Genomic DNA, 17885 nt, shown 5'->3' on the forward strand with positions numbered 1-17885 from the left:
GGAAATCCGATGGTCCGCATCCTTCGCAATACCAAATCAGCGGCGGTCAACCCGCTGAAGTCGTCGCAGCCGCTGGGTGCCGCCTTCGCTTTTCTTGGAGTCGACGGTGCGATGCCCCTGTTCCACGGCAGCCAAGGCTGCACCAGCTTCGCGCTCGTGCTCTTTGTGCGCCATTTCAAGGAAGCGATCCCCTTGCAGACAACGGCGATGGACGAGGTGGCAACCATACTCGGCGGAGCGGACCATCTGGAAGAGGCGATCCTCAACCTCAAAACCCGCACAAAGCTAAAGCTGATAGGGGTGTGCACGACCGCGCTGGTCGAGACCCGTGGCGAAGATTGCGCGAGCGATATCGCCAACGTGAAGCTGAAGCACGTGGAAGAGCTCGCGGGTACAGAGGTCGTGCTGGCCAACACGCCTGATTTTGACGGCGCGATCGAAGAAGGCTGGGCCAAGGCTGTCGCGGCGATGATCGAAGGGATTGCACGGTCGGGCGCACGGACGCGGCAGCCGAAGAAGATCGCGATCCTCCCCGGATGCAACCTCACTGTCGCTGACGTCGAGCATTTGCGTGACATGGTTGAAAGTTTTGGGCTCAAGCCGGTTATTCTGCCGGACGTCTCCGGCTCGCTCGACGGTACCGTTCCTGACCGCTGGGTAACGACTACCTATGGCGGCACCAGCGTCGAGGAAATCCGCGAGCTTGGCACGGCCGCGCAATGCATCGTCATCGGCGAGCACATGCGCCACCCGGCGAAAGTGCTGCACGGGTTGACCGGCGTGCCGTTCGTGGTGTTCCAGACGCTGACTGGATTGCAGGCTGTCGACCGGTTCGTCTCGCTGCTGTCGGCGGTTTCGGGCGCGGCGGTGCCGGCCCGGGTGCGCCGTCGCCGGGCGCAATTGCAGGATGCGTTGCTCGACGGACATTTTCATTTCGGAGGCAAGAAAATTGCGATCGCTGCTGAACCAGACCAACTCTATCAACTCGCAACCTTCTTCGCCGGCATGGGCTCCGAAATCGCGGCGGCGGTCACCACGACCGATATGTCGAAGATTCTGGAAAAAATACCGGCGGAGTGGGTTCAGATCGGCGATCTCGGCGATTTGGAAGCTCTTGCAGCGGGCGCGGATCTCCTCGTTACTCATTCCCACGGTCGCCAGGCTTCGCAACGCCTTGGCATCCCGCTCATGCGCGTCGGCTTCCCGATCTTCGACCGCCTGGGCAGCCAGCACAACCTCACAATCCTCTATCAGGGGACCCGCGACCTGATCTTCGAGGTTGCCAACATCTTCCAGGCCAATCAGCACGCGCCGACGCCTGAGGCGCTTGATCCATTTCGCAATCGAGAAATGCCAGATGAGCTCCGTTCGTCGCCTCTCACTCGTCACTGACGAGGTTCACGCACCGATGCCTGAACGACGAGCAGGGGCATTGCGCGTGGCCATCGCCACGCAAGACATGAAGCATCTCAATGCCCATTTCGGGTCGGCCAAGCGCTTTGCTGTGTACGATGTGACGCGCGAGGAGTGGCATCTCGTGGAAGCCGTGGCCTTCGATGAGGTTTCCGATGAGAGCGGGACGCATCGGACGGAGGGCGATGACCGCATCACGCCGAAGGTGGAGGCGCTGAAGGGCTGTCATCTGCTGTTTTGTCTGGCCATCGGCGGGCCTTCGGCAGCCAAGATTGTTGCGTCAAAAATCCATCCAATCAAGGTGCCGCAGCCACAAACCATCCAGGAGGTGCTGTTGCGCACGCAGACGATGCTGAGGACATGTCCTCCGCCCTGGCTACGCAAGGTGCTGGCCGAAGCTGGTGTCGCCGAAAAGAAACGGTCCTTCGAAGACGAGGATTGAAACGAGGAAAGAGCGAAATGTTTGAAGTCGCGGTTAGCCCTGCTGTGAACGAGGACGAGGCGGCCCTTGCCAGCCCGTTCGTCAAATGCCTCGTGCGGCTGATCCGTGCTCAGGATTCCCACGGGTCATGGGACGGCAAAGCGGACGCTGAGTTGCTGGCCGACTTTATCGTCAGCAAGGAACAGCGCCGTACGATTCCAATCATCGGCGATCCCGATCCGGACGTGCTGTGGAGGCTCGACAAGTTCTACACTGCCGTCGCCCTTGCAATCGAGGAGCGCTCCGGTCTGATGGCATCGCCGATGATCGAAATGAGCCATGAGGGCTTCGGGCGCGTGCTTTTCACCGCCGGGCGGCTGGTCGTGCTGTCCAAGACCCTGCGCGACGTCCATCGGTTCGGCTTCGAGACGTTCTGTAAACTCGCCGCGGCCGGTACGAAACTTGTCGACGATGCCATTGCAGCCATCGAGGCCTATCCCGAGGTGGCACGGGCATGAAACCGATTTTCGAGCAAGAGGATCATGTCCGGCCTTGAGGAGCCGCGATGGCCAGCCCACGCGTCCGATGCGGTCGAGGCCGATCTGGTTCCCGGGGTAGCGCTGATGAAGCCACTCGTCCTGATCTGTTCGCAAGATGCGGAGTTCTATCTGTTTCTCAGCCACATACTGGAGGTGGATGGCTTCGCCAGTGAGCCGGCAGGCGGCGCGAAGGAAGCACTTGCAATGGCCGAGGAACGGGAATTCCAGGCCGTGGTGCTGGACTGCGGGCCACTAAGCATAACAGGGTCCGCAATCTGCGCCCGGCTCAAGCGGGAGCCCCGGACCGGCGGGCTGCCCATTATTGCCCTGATCGCGCCCGGCGCCGAGAACCAGCACCTCGATCTCCTGAAGGCTGGCATTGACGAGAGCTTTGTGCGGCCGATCGCCCCGGCCAAGCTGCTCGACTGTCTACGGGAGAGGCTGGCGCTGACGAAGCGGGGCGCAAATGGTGTTGAAAACGGCAGCTGGCTTTCGTGTGGCAGCCTTGAGATGAAGCTCGATGCCCACCGGGTTTGCGGCAATGGCCATGACATCCCCCTCGGACCGATCGAGTTCAACGTGCTGCGGCATTTGCTCGAGGCTCCCGGCAAGGTGTTCAGCCGGGACGAGCTGATTGGCGCGGCCTGGCCGGCCAATATCCATGTCGGCGTACGCACAGTCGATGTCCATATCAGTCGGATCAGAAGGGCGCTGGAGCCGGCCGCGACCGGTATCGTCATCCGTACTGTCAGGTCGGCCGGCTACTCGCTCGAGAAGCCGGACGGCTGAATCAAGTTCCGGGTGTGGTGCCACTCCCTTGTCCTTGCGCTGTGAGCCGGTCTTGCGGCCTAAACGCCCTCAATGAATACTCAGGAAGAAGCAGGCAAATGGGTTTTAGAAGCGTACTCTGTTTGACCGGCGCTGACCATTCCGATCAGGACGTCAGAACGGCTGCCGGCTTGTGTGCCGAAGTCGGCGCGCACCTTTCCGTACTGATTATACCGCCTCCAACGCTCCTTATGTCGTATCCGTCGATCGGAGATGGTGCCCCCAAGTGGCCTGGAGGACGTGGACAGGCAATTGCCAGATTGAACGATCGGTTTCGGCAAATCGATCGATTTACACACGACGTGGTCAGACTGGAAAAACGCTCCAAAGATATCCAGAAACTGCTGGAATCTCTGTCGCTCGCCTATGACGTTGACACCGGCTATTGCGATCCGGCCAGCCTCGGGGAAGTGGCACGACAGCGGGCGCTCTGCGCCGACCTCACGATCATCGGACCGGGGCTCCTCAACGAGGAGAATCTGGGACCTCCTGTTGTCAACGGCTGCTTGTTCGATACGGGAAGGCCGGTGCTCGTTGTGCCGAAGGGCGCTGAGGCGACCCTATGGCCAAAGCGCGTCCTGGTCGGTTGGGATTCGCGAGTCGAAGCGTCCCGTGCGGTTCGTGAAGCGCTGGGTCTCCTATGCGTTGCTGAGGAGGTTCGTGTCGCCCTGGTCGATCCGAAGACGAACTACAACGGGAACGGCGCGGAGCCTGGAGCCGACATCGCTGCCTATCTCACTCGGCACGGTGCTTGGGTGTCGGTTGACCTACTGTCAAGTGCCGGCAAACCGGCGGCCACTGTGCTTGCGCAGCACGCAGTCGACATTTCTGCCGACATGATAGTCATGGGCGCCTATGGCAGCCGTCGGCTGCGTGAGCGGCTCTTTGGCGGTGTGACCAGATGGATTTTTGAAAAGCCGACATTGCCGCTGTTTTTGGCGCGCTGACTCGTTCCGGAGTTGCACTCATGCTGTTCGAAGCTCTACTTCCCTCGGTGGCCTATTCTGTGCCATCGGGAGAAAGATCGCGACCGCTGTTCCCTCGCCTGAGATTGCGGGAAATGCTGCGGCAAGGCTGGCGAAGCTGGCATTTGTCGCGCTTGGCGCCAGAAACACGCCCAGCACACCCAGAGTATCGCTGTCGCTGTCCTTATGGACAAAATGCGCTTCCATCGCTGTTCTTATGGACATAATGCGCTTCCATCGGAAAATTCTTGCCTGCCACGTAGTGTTCGCTCGGCGCATGGAAATGGAACTGTACCAGTTCGTAGACACGATCCCCGCGGGTGAGGGTGCTGCCTTGCGGCAGGTTGACTTGGATGGTGTGGCCGTTGTTCACCATCCTGCCGCCGGCCTTGTGCCAACCTATGGCAATGTAAATATCCGCTTTGACCGCGCCCTTGATATTAATCGGTATTGCTGCGCCCGTCGAGCAGACGAACTCTACAAGCGCAGTTGGACCGCCAGATCAGAACGAGCAATTGCTGCCGAATAGACCACTTGGAGCAGCAGCCAACCAGGCCAGAAACATCTCAAGCCCGGCCTGATCTCTTCCGGACAATCGGCTCATCTCGCCCCTGCCTCGTCGGGCGATTCCGATGGGGCGATCGCATCGCCGGCCGTGCAGTTACCGTTAAGCAGGTTGAGCGTCGGGTGCAGGCGCGTTGCGCGATTTGTATGGGGTCTGGGTTCGGTTCTTAAATCGGCTTCGACGGCCCGCATTCATACCGTAGATGCGCTCATCGAAACAATCGATTTTACGGAGAATAACGAACATGAAAAAGCGTTGCTCGGGAGGCCACACCCACCGGAAATAGTCATGCGTAAGGCGGAAGGGCGGAGCGGAGTCCTCCCAGTTCTGATGCCTCCGGTACACCGGTTTAATCGCTCGCTTCCTGGCCCATGCTGCACCATGACGAGACCTCACGACTTTGTGCTCGCGACCGGCAAGACGCATTCGGTCGGCAGCTTTGTCGAGGCTGCCTTCAGGCGTGTCGGGAAGGAGATCGTCTGGAAAGGGGGAGGCATTGACGAGGTAGCCGCGAACGCAGGAGTAACCAGGCGCTGATCCGGATAGACAAGCGCTATTGCCGTCCGTCCGAGGTGGATTGCCGATTGGCGACGCCGTCTCAGGCGGCCATCGAGCACGGGTGAAGCCAAACACCACTTGGATGAGCTCGTGTAATGTCGAGGCCGATTGCGCTTACGGAATCCCGCTCGATTAACGTTGAAATACAACAATTTCGCTGTAGGGCAAACATGCGGTCTTCAGCCACGCCGGCTTGATTGGCGCGCGCAGTGGTGCGTCGGCCGTCGGGGCCAGAGGCGACAGCCTTAACGGCGGACATTCGTGGTCGAAAACATTCCCGGCAGCGTTGAATCACCCGGCGCACTTCGCGAGTGCCTATGGGATTAGACACGATTGCTCAATAGCGCCGGATGACCAAGAAGGTAGGGATCAATGGTCTCGAAAAAGCTAATCGCCAATGCCGAATCAGCGGCTGCGTTTCTGACACTGATGGGCAACGAGAAACGACTGTTGATCATGATCTATCTGGCCGACGGTGAAATGTCGGTCGGTGCTATCGCCGAGAAGGTTCTGCTCAGCCAATCCGCCCTGTCACAGCATCTGGCCAAACTGCGGGCGCTCGATCTCGTCGAGACCCGGCGCGACCGGCAGATGATCTACTATTCCTGCAAATCCGATGCCGTGCGCGAACTTCTCAACACGCTGGACGGGATTTTCGGCGAAGGTGAGTTGTCGCAGATGGCGTACCGCCTGCGTCGCTCCGGGACTTGACCGGGTCAATGCATGTCGCCCAAAAGCCCGGCCTTGGGCTTGACCGAGGGTGTGCAGCGGTTTTGGGCGCAGGCTTGTGCGCCTGCTTGAAAGCGTCGGTACGTAGATGTCGACTCAGCACTGACGGAGCCATACGGCAGACAAGGGGACGTCAAGCAGGTTCCGACGCTTACGTTCTCGGCAATTGCCGAGGCACTGACGTCATCGGGTATTGCCACCGGCGACGAGGTCGATCGCGTCACATCCGAGCTCGACGCCTTTGCTGCGCGGGCTGATACTACAATCTCTTACGCACGCATCTTCCAGGCTTTGGGTCGGAAGCCCGTGGGCGCTCAGTTCCGACCGACCCAAGAGTGCGCCATAACTTGAGGGATCATAGCTGACAGATTCTCCGCAATGAGCCCAGCCGGAGCGGCGAGCTGCCTCCGCATACGCGAGACGGCCACGCGGCCGCCTCAGAATCCTGGCACCCTCTGAGCCAGAGAGCTGGCTAAATGACTCGAACGAACTTGAGCATCGCCGGCACCGCAGGTGGCGAAACCAATCTGTCGAGTTTCAGCCATTGCGAAAAGTGTAGCCGTAACCGTTGATCGCCGGAGCGCCACCGAGATGCGCGTAGAGGACCCTCGACCCCTCCGGAAAGAAGCCTCGCTGGACGAGGTCTATCATCCCTTGCATTGATTTGCCCTCGTAGACGGGATCCGTAATCATGCCCTCGAGCCGCGCGCACAAGCGGATCGCCTCCTTGGTTTCCTCGGATGGAATGCCATAACGCGGGTACGCATAGTCCTCGAGCAGCACCACGTCATCCTCGACAGGTTCCGTTCCGAGCTCGACGAGCATCGCTGTATGTTGGGCAATGCTTAGCACCTGCGCCTTGGTCTTGGCCGGGGTAGCAGAGGCATCGATACCGATCACGTTGCGCTGTCGACCGTCCTCGGCGAATCCGACGAGCATGCCGGCATGCGTTGAACCGGTCACAGTGCAAACGACAATGTAGTCGAAGGCAAACCCAAGCTGTTTCTCCTGGGCGCGCACCTCCTCGGCGAACCCCACATAGCCAAGGCCACCGTATTTGTGGACAGAGGCCCCGGCAGGTATCGCATAGGGTCTGCCGCCCCTTGCCTTGACATCATAGAGTGCTTTTTCCCAACTGTGGCGGATACCGATGTCAAAGCCATCGTCGACCAGATGCACCTCCGCGCCCAAGATGCGGCTCAAGAGAATGTTGCCGACCCGGTCGTAGACGGCATCCTCATGTGGCACCCAGCTCTCCTGAACCAGGAGACATTTCATGCCGATCTTGGCGGCAACGGCGGCGACCATCCGCGTATGGTTGGACTGTACCCCGCCGACGGTGACGAGCGTATCGGCATCCGACGCGATCGCGTCGGGAACGATGTATTCGAGCTTGCGCAGCTTGTTGCCGCCGAACGCGAGACCGGAGTTGCAGTCTTCGCGTTTGGCGAAGATCTCCACCTTGCCGCCGAGATGCTTGCCCAGGCGGTCAAGCTTCTCAATGGGCGTTGGACCAAAGGTGAGCGGATAGCGTTCAAACTTTTTCAGCATGCTTTCTCCGGGAAAAGGTGATTCAGCCTGAACCAGCTCCGGCCTCGGTCGCCGGCGTCTTTCAATCCAAGCTGCGTTCGACGACGTCGCAGAAGAGCTTCATCGTCGTTGCCAGAGTCTCATTCAATCGACACGCAACCGGCGTGCCGGCCCTCTGCGACGGTTCCTATGTACCTGCCCTCGGTTCCACCGCCCCGCCATTGGACCGTCCAGCGATCGCCTGGGCTCACTTGAAGCGCATCTTGAACGGTCAGCTCGAGGTCCCTGCTTGGTCACAGTGGCGCGGCTGCGAGTTCTGATGAATCTGAGTTCTGCTCCTGTCACCGCGCATCAACGGAGCAGCGATGTACCGCCCCACTTGAATGCGCTGACGCACATCTGAACATTCATTCCTGCCATCTTGCGATCTGCTAACTAGTTCAAAGAAGCCTTACCGTTGTAAAACCAGCTCGCCGGGCAGCCGGACAATACGCTGACGTAGTCAACCGAGTTCGCGCCAAAACCGTCCTTATAGTACCCGACCGTATGAAAGATGAAGGTATCGCGTTCAATATCGACCAGAGTGATGATGTGAGGCTTCCACCCCAACCTTGGGTCGAAGCCGCACATCGGATCGGCTAATCGTGAGTCAACGCCCGCGGTCAGATAATCCTTGCTGTGCCCAGCGTAGAGGGCATCTTCGCCGGATCCGCTGAGCTTGTTATTGTCCTCCCGAAAAATGCCCGGTATGTCGCGGCCATTGTCACCGGAGAGCTCGTCCCCTGTCTCGCCGCTGGATCGGTGATCGCCCTCACGGGCCAAAGATTGGTTGTTCGCCTGGGTAAGTGGCCATCCGGTCGATGCCATTAGGACCCAAGCTCACGTCGTGGCGCCCGTTGTCAAGGATTTGGATATCTGCTTGACCCCTAAGAAACTGTTTTAGCAGCAGGATGAGCTTTTTCATCGCAATCTCTCCCCATCCCACCCCGCGACGAAGCGCCTCCTATATCGCTCGTCGAGTCATTGCGGTAATCGATTGCCGTTATGCAGGTATTTACAGGATGGATGTTTTCACGTGCACTTCGCCCTTCTGCCTAGCAGTGGCGGGCGGGACTACGGCGGCCCCCCACTGATAGCGAAATCACCTGAACATTAGACACGCAAAACCGCTGGACGAGGATGTTGCCGATGACCGTTCTTGTGACCGAAGAACGATCAAGCAGCTGCGCTGCGGTGCGCGCAGGAGTGCCAGCGTGTGGGGAAGGGGCCTGGTTTGCGAGAGATACACTCTGGCGGACAGCGAGAAGCGGCGACAAAGTCATTTCCATTATGTGGTGTAGCTCGGCGGTTACGAAGCTCGCGCGCCGTTAGCGGCGACTAATGCGAGCGTAATGCGCTGTAAGGAATGCTGTGCAAATCAGACGATAGGGAGAGGTCCGCGATCGCATGACCGACGGGCAACTATCATTTCCGGGCGACGCCCGCCTGAAAAGCGCCCGACCTGGTAGAACTCGTGCTGTGCCGAAGGACGGTGAATTGCAAATCCGCGGCCGCTGCAGGGTTTTCCTCCCATGTCGGACACCCGACAGGATCATAGGCCTGCCGCCTTGTGTTGATCATAGTTCCTTCTGGCCACGTTCGATGGAGAGGACCTTCCGAAGACATCGGCGGATGTCTCCATGATCAGGCTCAGCGAACAAGCCTTGCCCTACCTAAGGTATTTTCCGGGTGCGGAGCTACCCTATTAGCCTACCGGCAAGAGGAGGGCGGCGTGCAAATCGGTCGCCCGTGCAAGGTTCCCCCCTCAACGTCGGATACCCGACAGGATCACAAACCTGCTCCTAGTTGTTTTGATTATAGTTTCCTTCTGGCACGTTGGATGCAGGGGATCCTCCAAACGGGTGTACTCCAATGGTCAGGCTCACCGAAAAATGCTGTCGCCGGCTTCGAGACCGCGCCCTCGCTGAATCCCAAGCCGGTCAAAGGTCGGCGCATCGTGTTGGAGGCGGGCGACCGCGCTCGATTAAAACACGGAACAAGGTTGGAAAGCATCTCGCTCACCGAGACGCGACCATCGAAGCGGGCGGAGATACGTCGATCCCGCCCACGCGCCACAAGTCGCCGGTATGAGTGTCGATCTCATCACCATGCTGGGATACATGGGTTTCACAGCCGACCACACGAGAGTGGGGACAAACCCTGGCAAATCCAGCGGCGCCGAGGTCGCGAATGCCCGTAACCGCTGTGGCCGATATTCGCCGCGAACGTCGCCTGATTGGGAAGCACCTGTGGGAGCAAGACAAGTGGAGCTCTCTTGCATTGGAGTGGGTGCTGGGCCTTCTAATTTGAGCCTTGCGTGTCAGATACACGAGCAAATTGGGCAAGGGGCACTGTTCCTGGATCGGCAAGTCGACTTCCGCTGGCACCCAGGCATCGCATTCAATTCCTCGGAGCTCCAGGTCAGCCACTTCAAGGATCTGGTCACGCTGGTGAATCCGCGATCAGCCTACACTTTCGTAAGCTACCTGCACGAGAACGGGCGTCTGTACCACTTCCTCAATGCACAGTTTGAGGCCGTGCTCAGAGCTGAGTTCGAGCAATACCTGAACTGGGCGTTCCACAGGAACCCGCTTGTCCGCGGCGGCGAAACGGTGCGCCAAATCCGCTTTGACGGCGAGTTTCGGGTGCACACCGATAACGCGGTTCTCGGCGCCAGAAACGTCGTGCTCGGCATCGGCAAGCAGGCGCATATTCCGCCTCAGTTTCAGGGCTGGACTGGACGCAACCTGTTCCACTCATCTGAATTACTGCACATCCACCCTGAGGTGCACAAAAAGCATGTCTGCGTGGTCGGCGGAGGACAGTCCGGAGCCGAGGTGCTGTTGCATCTTGTCGGCCAGCCGGAAGAACGGCGGCCTGCCTCGATCACTTGGGCCTCGCAACGCGAAAACTTCCTGCCCATCGACAACAGCCCGTTCACAAACGAGTTGTTCATGCCCTGCTTTTCGGATCGTTTCGCGGCAATGAGCGAGTCGCAGCGCAAGCTGTTCTTGCGGCGCTTCGTGCTTGCTTCGGACGGCATTTCGGAAAGCACGTTGCGCGCGATCTATCAGGCGCTATACCGCCACGCGTTTCTAGAGCCAAACCGATGCGAAATCACACTGCGGCCGGGCTGCACTGTCTCGCACTGCATCAACGCCGGCGCGGGCCACAGACTCACCCTGCAGCACGGCATGGAGGAGGTCGAAGAAGTCACGGCCGACATCGTCATCCTGGCCACCGGTTACGAGAACGCGGTGCCAGGCTTCTTGGAACCGATCGCGGACCGGCTGGAAAAGATCGACAACGAATTGGCTATTCGCGAAGATTTTTCGGTGTGCTGGGACGGACCGCGTGACAGACGCATCTTCGTACAGAACGCGAGCCTAGGACAGCGTGGGCTGGCTGATCCGAATCTAAGCCTGCTGGCCTGGCGAGCGCGCCGCATCCTCGACAGCCTTGTGGGGCGCGCGCCGCGCGCGAACCCCGAGCATCCGGGCTTCATCAGCCCTACCTCTGTTGAGAGCTGGTCCGACACCGTCGCAGAAGAAATGGGCAGCGGGATATGACCGGCCGACTACTGATCATTGGCGGTGGCATCCAAGGAATGATCCCGCCTTCACTGCAGCAGAGGCTGGAGAGCGAGACGCACTTAGCGTCGTCCCGTATGCCGTGGAGTACTGTTTCCGTCGACCCACAATCTGACCAGCGCCGACTGCCCTAACCGGAATGTTCGACCAACCAGTCTTTCCAACAGGAGGCTTTCGCATGTTGACTGATGCACAAAGACAAAAGTGGCAGAAAGACGGATATGTCAGAGTCGAAAGATTCTTTGATCCCGCGGCTCTGGAACGCATTTCCAGCTTTGTTGAAGACGTATCACACTGGGAAGTCAGCGATGATAAATGGCTCATGTGGTTCGAGAAGACGACGGACAATCGCAAGATCACCTCCAAGGTCGAGAATTTTCTGGACTTCCATGATCGATTGCGTCGTTTGCTCCTAGAAGATCGGCGCATAGAGTCTGCAGTCGAGGACTTGCTTGGCGAAGATTCGCGCAGGCTCAAGGAGTTGCTGATTTTCCACTATCCCGACAGCGGCGGCTATCGCCCGCATCAGGACATTTATCACATTCCACACAGACTCCCCGACAGGATGGTCCATGCGGTCGTTGCCATAGGGATCGACGACTCCGACCCGGGTAACGGCGGGCTTTTCTTCAGCCCCGGCAACCACAAGAAGGGGATATTTCCCATGGATGCCGGTGGGGTGATTGATCCTGAGGTCGCCGAAACATTCTCCTGGGAACCCGTAGTATGGAAGGCTGGCGACATCTTCATCTTCGACGATTACGCACCGCATTACTCGCAGCCGAATAAAAGCAATCGTTCGCGGCGGACGCTCTACTTGGTCTTCCAGCGTGCTTCAACCGGTGGACCGACCCGCGCTGAATATAATGTGCTTAAGCGCGTCCTTAATCCGCCAGAGGGCAAAGTGGCCGATCTAGACAATCTCAAGCCGCCAAACGGAATTTTCTATCGCGATTGAGCTCACGCAGCCGGGCGTGGCATGCACACGAAACTAATCGACCGCTTCCAAAAATGCGGGGAGCATGGCGTTCTGATTTGTGGGCTACTGGAGTTTCGCCGCAGCCCCGTTACGACGCTCCGGCACGTCGGATGGAGTAGTCGCCGGGCGGTCTTCTCTGACGCCTAAAGTCTACTGGCCGCCCGTCTTCGCCCGCCTGTGGGCTAGAGCCGGATTATTCTCGCGGGGGCCGCCAACGGTTCCGGGCTGCCTCTCTTCGCAACTTGCAGCAGAGGCTGTTGCGTTGGCAGCCGAAGATACCACTGCTTCAACGGCTGAGGTTCCTCATGCGCAAATCCACGTTTTCTCGAACGGAGCTGTCGCGGGCGTTCGGTATCGACATGGCCACGCTTGGAACGGGAAGCGCGGGCACTGGGTTTTCATTCGGAAAGGTTGGACCGGGCGTCACATCCGAGTGGTCCTGTCTGGCGCTGGCAAGGTCAGGGCCGACCTTGGGGAAATCTCCGTCAAAGCCGGCGATGTCGTTCTGTTTCACCCTTTTGAAGCACATGTGCTGCGCAACGATGGGGACGAAGACCTAAATTTCGTCGATGTCTACTGGCGCGACGGCAAGGCCGCCCTCGAAGCTGCTGCACAGGTCGCGACTCCGCGCGGACCGATCTTCGTCTTCTCCACGCCGCCGACGCCCAATGGCGATCTGCATCTAGGGCATCTTTCTGGCCCTTATTTTGGCGCCGATGTCTACACGCGTTTCCTGCGCATGAAAGGGGTCGAAGCTTACCACCTGACTGGGAGCGACGATTACCAGAGCTACGTCGCCACGCGTGCCGATGCCGATCAATCGACGCCCGCAAAGGTGGCGCTCCACTACGCGGATGAGATCAGAGCCACGCTTGCACTTCTCGACTGTGAGGTCCACAGCTTCTTACGCACGTTGGAGGATGACGCTTATGGAGAGTTTCAAGCCGCGTGTTTCCGTAGTCTTCTGAGCAGCACGGTGGTAGATCTGCGCCAGAGCCCTGCGCTCTTCGATGGAGTGACAGGCGATTACCTTTCCGAACCGGATGTGAGCGGCCTCTGCCCCGATTGCGGCGGCTCCACTAGCGGCAACATCTGTGAGGAATGCGGCGCGCCGAACCTATGCCACGATTTGCGTGCAGCCCGGTCACGTCAATCGGCCAAGGCGCCGGTGGTCGGCTCCGTGCTCCGTGCCGAACTTGCGCTGGAACGATGCTACGACAATATCGACCGGCATTTAAGGGCGTCGGGCGCCCCCGCTCGGATCATGGACCTCTTCGCGCGTCTGCGCGAACGCGGCGACTTTTCCGTGCCCATTACCCACCCCTCGGACTGGGGCCTGCCGGCCGAAGGGCTCCCGGGGCAGGTGATCTGGGTTTGGCCGGAGATGGCTTTCGGATTTCTTTACAACATCCAGGCGCTAGCTCGCTTGCTTGGGCGCGACTGGAATGCGGCGATGCCCAGCAATGATTGGCAGATTGTCCATTTCTTCGGTTTCGACAATTCCTTCTACCACGCGCTACTCTACCCCGCTGTTTATGCCGAGGTCTTGTCCCACTGGATGCCCCGCATCCGGTATCATGTGAACGAGTTCTACCTGCTCGACGGCCAGAAGTTCTCGACTAGCCGCGGCCATGCGGTCTGGGGCAAAGAGGTTCTGGGCCCAAAGACAGTCGATGTCGTCCGTCTTCATTTGGGCCTGACACGCCCGGAAGGTGAGCGGACGAACTTCACTCTGGACGCGCTACGCCGCACCGAGAATGAGGTGTTCCAAGGGATCTGGCTGAATTGGATTGATGCGCTGCACCGGGAAATTAAGCAGGACTTTGGCGGCCGTGTGCCCGACGCAGGCGACTGGGCTCCGGCCGACCGCGTCTTCTTTGCCCGAATAGAGATCCATCGCGCGGCGATGGAACGTGCCTATTCGGACGATGGCTTCTCGGTCCGGCGCGCGGCCGCGCAGGCCTGTGATTTCGTGAGCGATTGTGTAGTTTACCGACAGGCGCAAGACTATGAAGCGGCGCGACGTCTCTATCCCGCCCGCACCCGTACTTCGCTCGCCCTTCAGGCGACGGCCGCCGCAATACTGGCACAGACACTCGGGCCGCTGATGCCCCGATTCGCCAGCACACTCGCGCGAGGCGTCGGCGGCGTGTCAACCGAAACATGGCCGCGGTCGGTCCAGAGGCTTGCGCCCGCAACGACCTTTGATCTCGGACCCATGCTGGCGTTCTATGCCAGAGCAGACATTCCTGTTCTCAATGAGGGGGAGGCATAATACCCTATCGTAATTTCGACCAGATTTGGGCGGCAATCAAAGCCGATGATGCCGAAGCTTTACTCGCTACCACTGGCTGCCGAAGGCCACTACCAGACCACAAACACAAACACTGGCCGGCCTTAATCAATATATCGTCGAGACGCTGGCCCCGCGCCTTGGAGGATCGCTCGGTTGACAGCCTTCCAGCGCTTGCTATTCGTGCGGCAAATGCCAGGCGGGCTCCACTGCGCTGATCAGCTTTTTTGGAATCGCGGAATTTCCGACCTATTGCCAGCCGGTCAAGCAGGTGATGCGGTTCGGGGCGCTGGGTCAGCCTAGCGCGCCCTGGATAGTGCCCGATGGCGGGACAACGCCTCTCGTCTATAGGAATGACCGGCCCCTATTTGCTGGCCGAATACCTATTCGACCCAATCGAGCTCTTCAGGACGAGCCATCCTGCGGCGCAGATTAGTATGGTCGCGCTCGAACTGATCCGATCGTGTTACTCGATTCCTGGCTGGAGAGGGGGAGCCAGCGCAGAACAAACCGTACTATAGTGCACGCATTGCGTGTTGTCGCGCTCAACGCCGTTCGGATTGAACGCAATGCCGCCGACATGCAATTTGGTGGTGAAATTGAGTATACGATGCAAGCAATCATCACATGGGGCGATGGCCGCGCTTCTAGACAGCTTGGACTTCGGCGACAGATCACGCCCGCTCTGTTCGACGACTGGGGCAAGCGCGGGCCTTTGGAATGGCCGGATGCCATCCGCGAAGGATACTCGGTGCTGTTCGTCGCCGCCCCGGCCTTGGTTGCCGCCCTCGTCAAGGAGCATCAGGAGGGCCGCTTCGAAGAGCGCCTGGCGTTCTATGCAAAGCCCAAGCTGCTGATCGTCGACGAACTCGGGTATTTGCCGTTCGACCCCAACGCGGCGCACCTGTTCTTCCAGCTCGTCTCCAGGCATTACGAGCGCGGCAGTCTGCTCATCACCTCGAACCGGTCCGTCGGCGAATGGGGCGAGGTGTTCGGCGAACCGATCTTGTCATGAGACCTTCCTCCTTGATCGCCTGGTGCGTGCGAGCCGGGCTCGCAGGGTGTTGATTTGGTCATCCGAGAGTTCGATTTGCCAGGGCTGGCCCTTCGTAAGCTGGCGCCCGTCGAGCAAGCCGCATGCGAGATAGTCAAACACAGTTTGTGGTGTGACGCCCAGGGCGGCCGCCGTCCCTTGAACCGAGTAGGTTCCATCTGGCCATCGGTCGGGATTGGCGCTCGTCCCGTTGATCTTGACGGTGGGGATGCCCCAACGTGTTCGCAGAAGCCAGACATTCTCGCCCTTGAACGCGCAGCCGCGTGCTGCGACGAAGCCTTCCGCGTTCAGCGCCGCTGCGATCTCCTTGTCCATTTTGCCGGCGGCGTTGAGTTCGATCACTCTGCTCCGCAGCCGCTCCAAATCGATGTAGTCGCCATAGGTGTGGACCCGCCTCTGGAGAACATGCTCGCTGGTCGCTCCCGTCTGCCACAGGATCTTGAACCAGACCTGGCCCTGGAAGCGCTTTTGGTCGAGGACGACCTCGCCAATGATGAGGCGCAGGATACCCTTTCGCTCGGCCGATGTAGTGGAAGGGGCGTGCCAGATGCCAGGCAGGTCTTCTCCCAGCTTCTGAAGTGCTTGGCGGTCGGACTGGCTCAACACCAGGGGCTCGTTGGACCGCCATCGTTCATAATCCTGTTCGATCGCCTCGGCCAGGCGCAACTTGTCCTCCCACCCGCGCTCCAACGACCGAGCCACCAGGCGATTTTCCGGCTCGACCGCGTCATATTGGCGTCGTGCTCTTTCCGCCTCATAGCGCGCCCGCTCGCGTCGTAGCGCCCACTGCCGCTCAAGCTGACGCGTCTCCTCTTCGATCTGGCCCAATGCGGCAATGGCGATAGCGATCTGGTCCGGTCGCAAGGCCTCGAGCAGGATGCTTTCGACGTGCGTATCGACGGGCAGCGCACGCACTTCCTGGCAGAGCGGCCCGCCCGCCTGATCGCGGTCGGCGCGACACGTGTAGACGGGGTAGTCACCGGCGGGACCGCTATAGCGTAGGCTCATCCGGCGACCGCACCGCCCACAAACGGCGATGCCCTGCAGCAGGGCCGCTCCCTTGCGCGGTACGCCCGAATGGCCGGCTGCGTAGCGATTGATGTTGTTTGCCAGTCGCCTCTGGTTCTCCATGAACTCCTCCCAGTCGATATAACCAGGATGGGCAGCCTGAAGGCAAACCTCCCAGTCGGCGATGGGGACCTTGACCGTCTTCGGGCGATAGACATCATGGCGAAGCCGCCCGCCTTCCGTCCGGTACCGACCATAGACATATGCCCCGGCGTAGGCAGGATTTTGGAGAATGCTGAGGACCCGCGCACTGTCGGCCTCGCGCCACACCACATCATGCGGCGCGGGACCGAGGAGCGGGCGCACAGGCAGTGGCAGATCGTTCTTTCGCAGGTAGCGCATCACGGCCCGTGCGCTGTGTAGCTCGCGGAATTTGGCGAAGACCAAGCTGAGCCGCGCCTGCACCTCCTCATCGGGATTGAGAATGATCTCGCCCGAGCGATCATGCGCCAATCCGGCAGGAACAGGAAGACGCAGCTCGCCGCGTCCCGCTTTCTGACGTTCGCCCTGATGGAGCCGCTGCCTGATCTGGTGCAGCTCCGCCTCGCTCATGATGCCGGACAAGCCGAGCAGCAGGCGGTCATGGTAAGCGCAGGGATCGTAGAGACGTTCGCCATCGGCAATGATGACGCCGAAGAGAGCGCACAAATCGAGGAGCTGATGCCAATCGCGATTGTTGCGGGCAAGCCGGGAAGCGTCGAGGCTGATGACGAGGCCGGCATTGCCCAATCCGATCTCCGCGATCAGCTTCTTGAACCCCACCCGCTCAACGGTCCCGGCTCCGGATTTGCCAAGATCTTCGTCGATGACGTGCACGCGTTCGTGCGGCCAGCCGAGGGCGACGGCACGGTCGACGAGGCGGTATTGCAGTTCCGTGCTTTCCTGATGATGCCGTACTTGGTTCACGGAGGACTTGCGGACATAAATGTAGGCAAGCTTACCGCGATGCGCGGCCGTCACACATTCGACCGGTCTATTCGGCGCTCTCAACATCCCGATCCGCCGCTATCGGCACGCCCGTCGGTCGCATCCGCAAAAGAAGTCGCGCGACGCTCTGCGTGATCTGCTTCTGCGTCTTCGCCGGCAGGTCGAACCACAGGCGCGGTAGTTTCGCTGCGGCTAGGACTGGAACTCTGGTGACTGTCTGGGACGCAACGCGGCACGGATTCGACTGAATGTTCATCGCGAATCACCTCCTCGATACGGGAGGTCAACGTGCTGTTCAAATGGTGCAGCAATGTGAGCAACGTTCGGCCGTTGATGCGAGCCAACGATTTCGACGCGCCTTGTTCTTCCGGCGTCGCCTCCGCAAGG

The 17885-nt window shown here is 59.8% G+C and carries 13 protein-coding genes and 2 pseudogenes; 11 read left to right on the plus strand and 4 right to left on the minus strand.

Going from position 1 to position 17885, the window contains the following annotated elements:
- Nucleotides 1-9: 9 nt before the first annotated feature.
- From nifN to AC0L2V_RS18175, 5 genes are all read left to right on the plus strand, one after another.
- Nucleotides 10-1392 (plus strand): nitrogenase iron-molybdenum cofactor biosynthesis protein NifN, encoded by a 1383-nt coding sequence (nifN, locus tag AC0L2V_RS18155; RefSeq protein WP_473520786.1) that lies wholly within the window; start codon nucleotides 10-12, stop codon nucleotides 1390-1392.
- Entirely contained in the window at nucleotides 1358-1855 is a 498-nt protein-coding gene (nifX, locus tag AC0L2V_RS18160; RefSeq protein WP_473520787.1) for a nitrogen fixation protein NifX, read from the plus strand. Before nifN ends, nifX begins: the two co-directional genes overlap by 35 nt.
- Before the next feature lie 17 nt (nucleotides 1856-1872).
- Nucleotides 1873-2352 carry a NifX-associated nitrogen fixation protein gene (locus tag AC0L2V_RS18165; RefSeq protein WP_473520788.1) on the plus strand — a complete coding sequence of 160 codons (480 nt, stop codon included), beginning with the start codon at nucleotides 1873-1875 and terminating at the stop codon, nucleotides 2350-2352.
- Between the two features lie 24 nt (nucleotides 2353-2376).
- On the plus strand, nucleotides 2377-3162 hold the full coding sequence (locus AC0L2V_RS18170; protein ID WP_473520789.1) for a response regulator transcription factor: 786 nt from the start codon (nucleotides 2377-2379) through the stop codon (nucleotides 3160-3162).
- Nucleotides 3163-3461: 299 nt separating this feature from the next.
- Nucleotides 3462-4148, plus strand: a complete 687-nt coding sequence (locus AC0L2V_RS18175; RefSeq protein ID WP_473520790.1) for a universal stress protein — start codon at nucleotides 3462-3464, stop codon at nucleotides 4146-4148.
- Nucleotides 4149-4229: 81 nt separating this feature from the next.
- Here the strand turns inward: AC0L2V_RS18175 and AC0L2V_RS18180 are convergent.
- Nucleotides 4230-4638: pseudogene (locus tag AC0L2V_RS18180) on the minus strand (carbonic anhydrase family protein); the annotation flags it as partial.
- A 474-nt stretch (nucleotides 4639-5112) separates the two neighbouring features.
- On the opposite strand from AC0L2V_RS18180, the gene AC0L2V_RS18185 reads away from it, so the two are divergent.
- Both AC0L2V_RS18185 and AC0L2V_RS18190 read left to right on the plus strand, forming a co-directional pair.
- Entirely contained in the window at nucleotides 5113-5268 is a 156-nt protein-coding gene (locus AC0L2V_RS18185; RefSeq protein ID WP_473520791.1) for a GDP-mannose 4,6-dehydratase, read from the plus strand.
- Between the two features lie 393 nt (nucleotides 5269-5661).
- Nucleotides 5662-6000 (plus strand): ArsR/SmtB family transcription factor, encoded by a 339-nt coding sequence (locus AC0L2V_RS18190; protein ID WP_473520792.1) that lies wholly within the window; start codon nucleotides 5662-5664, stop codon nucleotides 5998-6000.
- A gap of 555 nt (nucleotides 6001-6555) precedes the next feature.
- Here the strand turns inward: AC0L2V_RS18190 and AC0L2V_RS18195 are convergent.
- Entirely contained in the window at nucleotides 6556-7569 is a 1014-nt protein-coding gene (locus tag AC0L2V_RS18195; RefSeq protein ID WP_473520793.1) for a 1-aminocyclopropane-1-carboxylate deaminase, read from the minus strand.
- A gap of 414 nt (nucleotides 7570-7983) precedes the next feature.
- Nucleotides 7984-8415, minus strand: a complete 432-nt coding sequence (locus AC0L2V_RS18200; protein ID WP_473520794.1) for a hypothetical protein — start codon at nucleotides 8413-8415, stop codon at nucleotides 7984-7986.
- 1436 nt (nucleotides 8416-9851) lie between these two features.
- Here AC0L2V_RS18200 and AC0L2V_RS18205 point away from each other — a divergent pair.
- The 4 genes and pseudogenes from AC0L2V_RS18205 to AC0L2V_RS18220 all read left to right on the plus strand — a co-directional run.
- Nucleotides 9852-11156: a lysine N(6)-hydroxylase/L-ornithine N(5)-oxygenase family protein gene (locus tag AC0L2V_RS18205; protein WP_473520854.1), complete on the plus strand. Its 1305-nt coding sequence runs from the start codon at nucleotides 9852-9854 to the stop codon at nucleotides 11154-11156.
- A gap of 199 nt (nucleotides 11157-11355) precedes the next feature.
- A complete protein-coding gene (locus AC0L2V_RS18210) occupies nucleotides 11356-12135 on the plus strand; it encodes a phytanoyl-CoA dioxygenase family protein (protein WP_473520795.1) in 780 nt (259 codons plus the stop codon).
- Nucleotides 12136-12589: 454 nt separating this feature from the next.
- Nucleotides 12590-14431, plus strand: coding sequence for a class I tRNA ligase family protein (locus AC0L2V_RS18215; RefSeq protein WP_473520796.1), 1842 nt, complete (start codon nucleotides 12590-12592; stop codon nucleotides 14429-14431).
- A 745-nt stretch (nucleotides 14432-15176) separates the two neighbouring features.
- Nucleotides 15177-15461: pseudogene (locus AC0L2V_RS18220) on the plus strand (ATP-binding protein); the annotation flags it as partial.
- On the opposite strand, the gene AC0L2V_RS18225 reads toward AC0L2V_RS18220, so the two are convergent.
- The gene (locus tag AC0L2V_RS18225) at nucleotides 15459-17564 is read right to left on the minus strand and encodes a recombinase family protein (RefSeq protein ID WP_473520797.1); all 2106 of its coding nucleotides are present in this window, start codon (nucleotides 17562-17564) and stop codon (nucleotides 15459-15461) included. The pseudogene AC0L2V_RS18220 and the gene AC0L2V_RS18225 sit on opposite strands and share 3 nt — an antisense overlap.
- Nucleotides 17565-17885 lie beyond the last annotated feature (321 nt).

This window comes from Mesorhizobium sp. WSM4814 (assembly GCF_055811595.1).

Bases quoted from the DNA above. Each gene is read 5' to 3' on its own strand.
- nifN (WP_473520786.1), top strand. From the start codon at position 10: ATGGTCCGCATCCTTCGCAATACCAAATCAGCGGCGGTCAACCCGCTG.
- nifX (WP_473520787.1), top strand. From the start codon at position 1,358: ATGAGCTCCGTTCGTCGCCTCTCACTCGTCACTGACGAGGTTCACGCA.
- AC0L2V_RS18165 (WP_473520788.1), top strand. From the start codon at position 1,873: ATGTTTGAAGTCGCGGTTAGCCCTGCTGTGAACGAGGACGAGGCGGCC.
- AC0L2V_RS18170 (WP_473520789.1), top strand. From the start codon at position 2,377: ATGTCCGGCCTTGAGGAGCCGCGATGGCCAGCCCACGCGTCCGATGCG.
- AC0L2V_RS18185 (WP_473520791.1), top strand. From the start codon at position 5,113: ATGACGAGACCTCACGACTTTGTGCTCGCGACCGGCAAGACGCATTCG.
- AC0L2V_RS18190 (WP_473520792.1), top strand. From the start codon at position 5,662: ATGGTCTCGAAAAAGCTAATCGCCAATGCCGAATCAGCGGCTGCGTTT.
- AC0L2V_RS18195 (WP_473520793.1), bottom strand. From the start codon at position 7,569: ATGCTGAAAAAGTTTGAACGCTATCCGCTCACCTTTGGTCCAACGCCC.
- AC0L2V_RS18200 (WP_473520794.1), bottom strand. From the start codon at position 8,415: ATGGCATCGACCGGATGGCCACTTACCCAGGCGAACAACCAATCTTTG.
- AC0L2V_RS18210 (WP_473520795.1), top strand. From the start codon at position 11,356: ATGTTGACTGATGCACAAAGACAAAAGTGGCAGAAAGACGGATATGTC.
- AC0L2V_RS18225 (WP_473520797.1), bottom strand. From the start codon at position 17,564: ATGTTGAGAGCGCCGAATAGACCGGTCGAATGTGTGACGGCCGCGCAT.